Here is a 9,294-nt window from a genome sequence, read left to right as displayed (position 1 = left end):
GTTTAGAATTATCCTTCTGTCTAATCAAAAAAGAATAAGTCTGCAAGCTGTTTTCTTGCTTACAAACTTATTATACGAGGAGTGGACAATATATGAACTTTGTTATGATTCTTTTAATGATTATCGGCGGCGCTGTGGGAATTATTACTTCCCTTTATATTTTAATCAGCCTCCCCGCTATCATCATCTGGAAAATATACCGGAAATTCCGTTATGGATATCCTTTGACGCGTTAGTGTACACCTTAAAGTAATATAACGGCCGTCATTACTTACTTTCTGTTACGGCTTTATTATAAAAAGCAGCCAATGATTTGTCTATTTACGAATAATTATATATCCAAACCTCTTCAGAGTTTTATGATCTTGGCAGACAGGCGATTCCAATCCGCATCGGGATTCCTCCGCTTCTGAGTACAATGTTCTTTCCGGATATGCTTATAACTTCTGTTCCGGTTGAACTATATGAATATGGCTCTATACGGGCCGCCAGACTGGTCATGGAAGAAACTCTGGATCTTGCACTTGTGAATATGAATTTTTATGAAATAGATAAGCTGAATTCTCACCAGATACTCTCTGACCGTATTGTATTTTGTGTATCTCCCGGTCATCATCTGGCAAATGAAAAAGAAGTTTCTATTGAAATGTTAAAAGTGGAATAAAACCACATGTTATTATGCACGCAAGCCAGTTATATACCATCCAAAATTTTATTCACGATCATTTGGGCGGAGGCTTTCTCTATGCATCTCTTCTGAAAAATTTACCCGGCCTGATCGGTATTCCCATTGTTCCGTCTATTACTCAGGAAATCGGTCTTGTATGGAAAAAAGGAAAGTATGTAACTGACTGCGTGGAAAAATATATCTCATTTATAAAAAATTATGTCTGATTTCGCCCTAAAACTCTAATACGCACCGGAGCAATTGGATGAATATTTCCTATACAATACTCATAAACCATTCCACGGTTTCCGGTGAATAATGGGAAAAGAATAAGCTTTTTCCTGTATCAAGCGCTTCAATCTGTTTCATTTCCTCATCAGTCAGTGAAAAATCAAACACATTGAAGTTTTCCTGCATTCTTTCTTCGTGAGTAGATTTCGGGATAACAACTACTCCATTCTGAAGCAGGAAGCGAAGCGCCACCTGAGCTGCACTCTTTCCATATTTTGCTCCGATTTCTTTCAGTACCGGAGTATTGAAGAAATCATTTTTTCCCTCTGCAAACGGTCCCCAGCTCATAATCTGTGTATTATATTTGGAAAGATACTTACGTGCCTCTTTCTGCTGCTGGAATACATGTGTTTCCACCTGATTTACTGCCGGAACAACTTCTGCAAAATGAGCAATGTCAATATAACGGTCCGGATAGAAGTTTGAAACTCCGATTGCACGTGCCTTGCCCGCTTTGTAAGCTTCCTCCATTGCACGGTAAGTTCCGTAATAATCACCAAATGGCTGATGGATTAAAAGCAGATCCACATAATCTGTTTTCAGCTTTTTTAACGATTCCTCAATCGAAGCTCTTGCTTTTTCATAACCTGCATTACTGACCCAGATTTTTGTTGTAATGAAAAGTTCCTCTCTTGGCAGACCACATTTTACAATCGCCTGACCTACACCTTCTTCATTGCCATATGCCTGGGCGGTATCAATGCTGCGGTATCCGTTTTTAATTGCTGTAAGCACACAGCGTTCCGTTTCTTCCGGCGGAGTCTGATAAACTCCATAACCAAGCTGAGGCATTTTTACGCCATTATTTAATGTAATGTAATCCATAGTTTTATCCTCCCTTTGATATTCATTTTACGAAATCTACAATTTCTTACTTTCTGTTTGCATTTAAATTATATCCTGTTAAAATGAATATGTACAATATCAATTCCGAAACCTACTATTCACATTATGAATAAAAAGGAGCACCTATATGTTAGACTTATCAGAGCTTTATCAATTTATAACCTATGCAGAATGTGGTACATTATCTGCTGCGGCAGAGATACTTCACATTTCCCAGCCGACCCTTACCAGAACCATGCATCATGTAGAAGAAGCTTTTGGTGCTCCACTCTTCCACCGGGGGAAAAACCGTATTGAATTAACCGATACCGGAAAAGTTGCCGTAGAACAGGCCAGCTCACTGCTTGCCGAAGCCGAAAAAGCAATTCAGGCAGTACAGGCATTTGAACGCAATCAACATATGATTACCATCCATTCCTGTGCCCCGGTGCCCTTATGGTCATTATTGCCTGAGCTTTCACGCAGATTTCCCGAAAACATTATTTCCTCAAAACTGACAACAAATATGGACGAAATCATTCAAAATGTTATCTCAGGCAATGCCGATATCGGCATTTTACCTCAGTCCTGTCCACATAAAGATCTCCGCTGTATTCCCTATCTCCAGGAGCAGCTCTACGTCTGCATCCCGGAAGAACACACACTGGCAGAACAATCCCATTTGAGTCTTTCACAAATCAACGGTTTTAACTGCCTTCTTCGTGATGAAATCGGCTTCTGGACAGACCTGGTAAAGAAAAAAATGCCCGCATCCCGTTTTCTGGTACAAACAGACGAATTTGAGTTTGAGGAACTTGTACGAACCTCCACATTGTTGTGCTTTTCCAGCAATAGAGCCGCCGATCCAAATCAGACTCTGAAGGGACGTAAGTTGATTCCTTTGACCGACCCGGAAGTTAATATTACCTATCATCTGATCAGTCCTGTTTCATCCTCTACAACCGTATTATCCTCCCAGGAAAAATAGGCTATCAAAATATGCTCCCGGCTTGTCTCATGGGCATTCAGCGTTCCATCAATCTCCCGGTGAATTGCCGATACGGGCAATATTCCTTTTCAATGCCCGGCCCAGGTATCCTTCGCTGGTTCCGGCAGAATATCCATTGGCCGTATCAAAAAAATTTATCCCCAAAGAAAGCGCATGGTTCACCACTTTCTCTGTTTCTTTAATATTCCGCTATCATCTGAATACGTTTTATCGCCTGATGGTTGTTATCTGGTTTTATAGCGAATAAAAACCGCGCCGGAATCGTATGTCCTTGCCTCAATCAATTTTAAAGGTATCGGTTCAGCCTGGCCCTTATCCTCTCTTTGAAAAACAGTGGGAAACGATGCTCTGCCGTCAATTCCGGCTCCGATTAAAACAATTACTTCGTCCAGCAATCCTTCGTCAAGAAATGCCGTATTGATTGCAGGGCCGCCCACAATGCCCAGCTTCTCAATTCCAAAGTTTTTCTTCAACGCTTCACAGGCAGCGGCCAGATCAATTCCAGCATCACCTGCCACGATATACGAGATATTTTTTTCGTCCAGATAGATCAGATATTCCCTGCTAACCTGTTTGGAAGTAATAAGGATATGTGGTTTCTCATATTGGCTGTCATGTTTCCAAAGCAGGGTACCCTTCGTGTCTACAACGATGGTATAACCATTGCTGCTGGCCGCTTTTTTAGAAACGGTTTCCTTTCCAAAAGGCAAATTATTTTCAGGCATGAACTCGCCAGGTTCAGCCAGTTCCAATCTGGCAGTTGTCTTTCCGCTAATTGCCGACTGCAGTCCCAGTTCATCCAGCAGAGGATAGTAATCCTCCACACCGGCAAGTCTCCCGACCATGTCACAGTCAATCCTTCCATCAACGGACGTCATCATGTAGCATACGATATACGGTTTATTCATTTGAACCATTCCTTTCTTTTCATTCGTTCTCGATTGTTAAAGTTACTCTAAAATAGCGTTCTTCCCATTTCATACGCCAGTTGGGGAAATTTAGAACACCGAGTCATATTGACTGTTCCGCATCCTGTCCCAAGCACCATGCCCACGTCTTTCAGATTCAAATACCGGACAAGGATGAATATCCTCATGGGCTGCGTCAATCACTTGAACGCTATGCCCGCCTTCTTTTGCACCACGAATAAATTTTGTAGCCAATAAATTTGAAGAACCATCCTTATTGGGACTTCCTTCTAATACTACGATTTTCATTTTATTTTCATCTCCCAACGATGGAGTAGGCATCTCCACGTTATATTTTGATACACATACAGTATAAAACAGAAAAACGCCCATAACAAATGCTTACTTTTCATGCCATTTTATGCCTTAAAGGTATATCTATATGCCATAATAATCTGTTTTTACAAATTAGGATACCACCGTTTTTGGAATCAAAATAGATGTATATGGGTGGGTGATGATATGGATGCGCAGAAGCGGCTCCTACTGGACCTAATGAACTCAATGTGAAATGCAAAAAAGCCGAGAGCCGGAACCGTTGTCCAAACAGTCCCGACTCCCGGAAATCCCTTGTTTTTTACACTTTTTCAGTTCGCTATTTCGTAACCCGTGACATCAATACAACGCACTCGACGGTATTACCAGTTATAAAAAAGTATCTATATCATAAATAGGCAATGCAATTCTTCCCAAACGCCTAAAAATTCGATTGTGTTACGATTGCGCATCCAGTTTTGAATCACAAATCGTGGGTCGTCCTCATTTCGACAATATCTGTTAATGAAATAAATTCATTTTCAAAATTCGTAGTATAGATGCCAATATCAATACCTTTTGTATGGATAGTTTCCTTAACAATCTTCGCCATAACCTTTCTACTTCATCCTCCCACATTTCCCGATATGCCTCAATATAACTCTTAACACAACCAGGATATATACAAATACCTTCTACACATTCTTTTATACAAACCCAGTATTTTCTCATCACAAGCAAAATCCAGTAAATAATCAAACAAATGTGCTAATTCATCTTCCGACACGCCTCTGCTGCACACATCTTCAACCAATGGTAAATAAATCTCATAGGCTTTCTGATGTAATTGGACTATGTCAATAAGATGTTTTTGATTACCAAGAATATATTTACTCATAATTGTCCTCCTTCTACTGCTGTCAGAAGGAGAGATAACAATACCACTTTTATATGAAAGAGTAAATATCAACTGTGCGAGAGTAAATTCCACCGCATAAGCGGACGGTGGAATTTAAAATTTCATTTTTCAGCCACTTTATTTGCATTACCATGTATGGAAATGCTTAAATATCCATGTTATAATATTTGAAATTAATTAGACTTGTGTGGTGGATATTAAATGGAAACAATCATCCAAACAATGCAAAAAGAAATAAGGAAATTTACTCTTGAAAAAGGAGGCAACCCAACAGGTATTTTAGGTGTAACAGTTTACCGGTTTACAGAAGAAAAAATACAAATGCCATTGGTTGAAAATCCATATTTATATATTGTGATTGACGGAATGCTTAGGCTTCATACTCCATCGGGAATTATGGACTATATGGCGGGACAATATTCGGTATCTCAAATAGATACTCCATTAATGGGAACAGTTTTAAACTTTTCAGAACAGCAGGATTTTTTAGCACTTTCTATTGAGATTACAGTAAATGATGTTATAACAACTATTTTAAACTTAGATAACGATTTGATAGAAAAGATAATAAATGAGCAACTGGAAAAATCAAAAATGGTTATATCAGATGAAGCAGTAATAGAAACTGTTTATAAACTGCTTTCTGGAATACATAGAGTAATTCCATCGGAATTTATGCGAAAAAATATTTTGCAAGAGATTATTTATTACGTTCTTTGCGGTTCTTGTGGTAAACAATTTATACAAAGTATCGTAAATATTCAACAGGCAAACGAAATATATGAAGCTAATAGTTGGATTAAAGAAAACTTCCGAGATTCTTTTACCGTAGAGAATTTGGCAGGGCAAAGAAATATGAGCGTATCCTTATTTCACCAAAAATTTAAGAGCGCTGTAGGAATGGGACCTTTACAATGTCAAAAACGACTGCGCTGTACAGAAGCACGACGGTTAATGTTGGATGATAATATGAACGTAACAGAAGCATCTATTGAAGTTGGATATGAAAGTGTATCACAATTTATTCGAGATTATCGTAAAATCTTTAGTTCCGCACCCAAAGAGGATATTTTGAACATTAAAAAGCATTTGGAGAAATAAGCAATTTTTTTGTAGAAACAGGCAAGCGTGATTGAACAACTTACTGATATACTATCCGTGATACGAAAAAAGAGTTTTTCGTAATATTAGTACGGAGGTTTTTTAAATGATTTTAACAGATGAAATATGTGATAAGTTGTGTGCTGCCGCAAAAGAAAAGAGTAAGGAACTCGGTATAGACATTAGCTTTGCGATAAGCGATGAAAATGGTTTGCCGAGAGTGTATCGAAGATATGGAGAAGCATTGGTGCTGAGCATTACGCTTGTACCTGGAAAAGCGTATACATCCGCTGTTACGCAATGTAAAACAAAAGATGTTGCAGCGGCTGCCGCAGAGGGGGCTGCGCTCATGGCAATTCAAACAAACGACCCTCGAATCACTCTTGTTGCAGGAGGTTATCCGTTGTTCGTAAATGGGAAAATTGCAGGTGGAATTGGTGTTGGAGGAGGAACAGAAGAACAGGATTGTCAAATAGCAGAATATGTAGTGTCTGTATTCGATGAATTATCCTGTTGATAGAGCAAAAATAAGAAAATCATGGAAAATATCAGTAAATTTTGTACCTGTAAAAATTTAAATTGTCCATTACACCCGACAAAGCATAATAAAGGATGCGCTCCGTGTATTAGTAAAAATTTACATCAGAAAGAAATACCGAACTGCTTTTTTAATCTTATAGAAAATGCGGAAGAGAGAACGGGCGATTCATTCAAAGATTTTGCGGAAATAATCAGCGGTAATAAGGCAAAAACAAAAATATCAGATTAAGGTATATAATATAGCATTTGGGCCGCCTGACAACTGGCGGCTCATTTTCTGTTACTTTATCGAAAGGAGTAAATTCCTATTTCTACTTAGATGAAATTCAAGGAGGTGTATGAAATCGAAATCCAATGGGTGTATTGTCCTATATGTAAAAATAAAACCCGTATTAAAATACGATTTGATACGGAAATGAAAAAATTTCCGTTGTTTTGCCCTAAATGTAAGCAAGAAACTTTAATCAATGTAGAAAATTTACATATGGATTCCAGAGACAGGGCAGTCATTCTCCTTGCAGGACTTCCGTCCCTCAACAATTCCCTGCGTCTGGGCATTCATGAGCCGCTACGCCAACGCATTGTCATGAATTATAACCTTGATGGCATGACAAAAGAAGAAGGGCGCGCCTACATACACGCAAAGCTGAAAGGCGCTGGCTGCACACAAACTGTCTTTGAAGATGCCGCCATAGAAGCAGTATTAAATGCCGCTGACGGAACTCCCCGTATCATCAACAAACTGTGCAACGCAAGCTTGTTGATCGGCAACAGCAGCAACTTAAATATCATCAATACTGATGCCGTAATGCAAGCCATTAATGACTGCGAACTCGGTTGATTTAAAATCCCTCATGAAATTAATTTGCATGGGGGATTTTCAGCAAAAGATAATTTGCATAATCAGCCGTTAATAATCTGCTCAAGATCCACACACCCTCTCGAAACAGCTTAATATAATGTGACGATTGAAGCATCATTTAATTTGCTGGACAACAACATCGTGCGCATCCCGCGGAGCGTTTTATAATATAGGAAAGGAAGAACTTTCCTATATTATAAAAAACAGGGAAACAGAAAAATCCATAACGGATATTTCTCTTTCCCTGTCGCATTTCTCCAGAGTGCCGTCCGAATTCGATTCCTTTTGCCTGAGAGTTTCAAGTATTCCTTGACCCTTGCCCCTTCGGCGCTTTTGCTTATTCCATACAAAAGTCTCTCTCAAATTCATCAACCGATTGTCTCTCTTTAATTCTTATTCATTATACTTTGGAATCAAATATTCTGGCAATCTTTTGGATTCTGTCAATATTTATTCTATAAATATATAAATAATTTCAATAATTACTCACTTTTATTTGTTATTTTTTCGTTGTAAACCAGGTAAATGTTCTGTTGAAATCTGACTTTCCGGTTTCAAGCCGATAAGTAATCGGAGTATTTCCGGTCTTTACTAAAATAGCAGCAGAGCAGGTGGCACTTCCGCCCGGATAGAGCGATACATTGACCATGCCGTCCACATCCTCAAAGTCATAAGCCCAGTCTATATTATCCAATTGATAGTTGGCTTCGCTATTAAAAAACCCTGAATAATAATTTATAACATCTGTTGCCTCAACTTCGTCTCTTCCTGACAGATAAGTGATCTTATATTTCACATAGATATATTCCTGCGATTCTCCCGGCACACTATTGTATTCATTTTGAGAAACATATTCCCACGCTTCCTGTCCGTCCTTATAGTCCAGAAGCTGTATCTCAAATTTTCCCAAATATACTCCGTAGCTGTATATATCCGTCGTATACGCATCATAAGCAGACAACGGATTCAGGCGGCTTCCCGCCTCCGGTTCGGAAGGAGTTTCCGGCTCAGAAGGATTACTCATCTCAGAACCTGCTGCATATCTTGAAATCATAGTTGCCGCTACCGCTCTGTTTACCTTTCCCTGCGGATTGATCAGTCCATTGTCCCCCATAATCCATCCGCTGCCAATTGCGTCCGCCACACCGTCTTTTGCAAAAGCAGATACTGAATTTCCATCCGGAAATTCATAAATATTTCCTTTTGTCACTTCTTTTCCCGTCTTATTCGCATATCGCGAAAGAATCGTCGCTACCTGCTCACGGGTAATACTGTCATTCCCGCCAAAATAACCGCTGTCATAGCCTGTGATAATTCCGTTGTCTCCCGCCCATTTAGCTGCCTGTGCATAGAAATCTCCTGCCGACACATCAGGATATTTTCCGTCATATACAACAGCCTGCGCACCTTCCATTCTCCAGATGATCGTTGCAAACTGTCCTCTGGTAAGCTCATCAGCCGGTCCGAAATAGCCATTCTCATACCCGGTCATCAATCCTTTTTCTGACACATCCTGCACATATGGCTCATACCAGTCACCTTCGTTTACGTCTGCATAACTTGCCGCCGAGACAGCAATAACAGAAAAACTCCACGCCATTATAACAAACAGCAGTCCAATTTTTCTTTTCATAAAAATCCCCCTTCACTATAGAAGGTACTGTAAAGTTTTACAGTCCTATTTTTCTTTAAAACCTTATATTTTCAAGGCATTCATCACTTTTGCAAATAAAAAAGCAATGCCCCCCCCTTTTTTCGTATATAATGTAATCGCCACAAAAACAAAATACGAAAGGTAAATCATTGCTTATGGATAACATTATACTCTATTTACTTACTATCATTCAAGAACAATAC

The 9,294-nt window shown here is 39.2% G+C and carries 13 protein-coding genes, 1 pseudogene and 1 riboswitch; of the genes and pseudogenes, 7 read left to right on the top strand and 7 right to left on the bottom strand.

Features of this window, described 5'->3' with window-relative positions:
- Window positions 1–92 precede the first annotated feature (92 nt).
- Both OCV99_RS17850 and OCV99_RS18160 read left to right on the top strand, forming a co-directional pair.
- Window positions 93–236: a hypothetical protein gene (locus OCV99_RS17850; RefSeq protein WP_227193402.1), complete on the top strand. Its 144-nt coding sequence runs from the start codon at window positions 93–95 to the stop codon at window positions 234–236.
- A gap of 101 nt (window positions 237–337) precedes the next feature.
- The gene (locus tag OCV99_RS18160) at window positions 338–664 is read left to right on the top strand and encodes a LysR family transcriptional regulator substrate-binding protein (protein WP_331490794.1); all 327 of its coding nucleotides are present in this window, start codon (window positions 338–340) and stop codon (window positions 662–664) included.
- Window positions 665–943: 279 nt separating this feature from the next.
- On the opposite strand, the gene OCV99_RS17840 is transcribed toward OCV99_RS18160, so the two are convergent.
- Window positions 944–1,783: an aldo/keto reductase gene (locus OCV99_RS17840; protein ID WP_158372361.1), complete on the bottom strand. Its 840-nt coding sequence runs from the start codon at window positions 1,781–1,783 to the stop codon at window positions 944–946.
- Between the two features lie 148 nt (window positions 1,784–1,931).
- Between OCV99_RS17840 and OCV99_RS17835 the strand changes: the two genes are divergently transcribed.
- A complete protein-coding gene (locus OCV99_RS17835) occupies window positions 1,932–2,771 on the top strand; it encodes a LysR family transcriptional regulator (RefSeq protein ID WP_158372359.1) in 840 nt (279 codons plus the stop codon).
- 72 nt (window positions 2,772–2,843) lie between these two features.
- Here the strand turns inward: OCV99_RS17835 and OCV99_RS18315 are convergent.
- The 5 genes and pseudogenes from OCV99_RS18315 to OCV99_RS17810 all read right to left on the bottom strand — a co-directional run.
- Window positions 2,844–2,975 (bottom strand): annotated as a pseudogene (locus OCV99_RS18315) (aldo/keto reductase); the annotation flags it as partial.
- 41 nt (window positions 2,976–3,016) lie between these two features.
- Window positions 3,017–3,700 (bottom strand): RibD family protein, encoded by a 684-nt coding sequence (locus OCV99_RS17825; protein WP_158372357.1) that lies wholly within the window; start codon window positions 3,698–3,700, stop codon window positions 3,017–3,019.
- Window positions 3,701–3,790: 90 nt separating this feature from the next.
- A complete protein-coding gene (locus OCV99_RS17820; protein WP_158372355.1) occupies window positions 3,791–4,009 on the bottom strand; it encodes an NAD(P)H-dependent oxidoreductase in 219 nt (72 codons plus the stop codon).
- A gap of 490 nt (window positions 4,010–4,499) precedes the next feature.
- Window positions 4,500–4,628: a hypothetical protein gene (locus tag OCV99_RS17815; RefSeq protein WP_331490792.1), complete on the bottom strand. Its 129-nt coding sequence runs from the start codon at window positions 4,626–4,628 to the stop codon at window positions 4,500–4,502.
- Between the two features lie 51 nt (window positions 4,629–4,679).
- Complete coding sequence (locus tag OCV99_RS17810; protein ID WP_262576016.1) at window positions 4,680–4,913, bottom strand: hypothetical protein; 234 nt, start codon at window positions 4,911–4,913, stop codon at window positions 4,680–4,682.
- A gap of 222 nt (window positions 4,914–5,135) precedes the next feature.
- Between OCV99_RS17810 and OCV99_RS17805 the strand changes: the two genes are divergently transcribed.
- The 4 genes from OCV99_RS17805 to OCV99_RS18500 all read left to right on the top strand — a co-directional run bounded on the left by OCV99_RS17805 (window position 5,136) and on the right by OCV99_RS18500 (window position 7,416).
- Window positions 5,136–6,035 (top strand): helix-turn-helix domain-containing protein, encoded by a 900-nt coding sequence (locus OCV99_RS17805; protein WP_158372353.1) that lies wholly within the window; start codon window positions 5,136–5,138, stop codon window positions 6,033–6,035.
- Window positions 6,036–6,141: 106 nt separating this feature from the next.
- The gene (locus tag OCV99_RS17800; protein ID WP_158372351.1) at window positions 6,142–6,552 is read left to right on the top strand and encodes a GlcG/HbpS family heme-binding protein; all 411 of its coding nucleotides are present in this window, start codon (window positions 6,142–6,144) and stop codon (window positions 6,550–6,552) included.
- Window positions 6,553–6,573: 21 nt separating this feature from the next.
- On the top strand, window positions 6,574–6,804 hold the full coding sequence (locus tag OCV99_RS18455; RefSeq protein ID WP_158372349.1) for a DUF6485 family protein: 231 nt from the start codon (window positions 6,574–6,576) through the stop codon (window positions 6,802–6,804).
- A 105-nt stretch (window positions 6,805–6,909) separates the two neighbouring features.
- Window positions 6,910–7,416 (top strand): cysteine-rich KTR domain-containing protein, encoded by a 507-nt coding sequence (locus OCV99_RS18500; RefSeq protein ID WP_465245508.1) that lies wholly within the window; start codon window positions 6,910–6,912, stop codon window positions 7,414–7,416.
- A 287-nt stretch (window positions 7,417–7,703) separates the two neighbouring features.
- Window positions 7,704–7,809, bottom strand: a riboswitch (glycine riboswitch).
- 127 nt (window positions 7,810–7,936) lie between these two features.
- Here the strand turns inward: OCV99_RS18500 and OCV99_RS17785 are convergent.
- Entirely contained in the window at window positions 7,937–9,070 is a 1,134-nt protein-coding gene (locus OCV99_RS17785; RefSeq protein WP_158372345.1) for an S-layer homology domain-containing protein, read from the bottom strand.
- Window positions 9,071–9,294: the final 224 nt, after the last annotated feature.

The sequence above is a fragment of the Dorea acetigenes genome, assembly GCF_025567385.1.
Classification (GTDB): Bacteria; Bacillota; Clostridia; order Lachnospirales; family Lachnospiraceae; genus Claveliimonas; species Claveliimonas acetigenes.
Note: the sequence above shows the minus strand (reverse complement) of the source record. Positions and strands in the feature narration are given on the sequence as shown.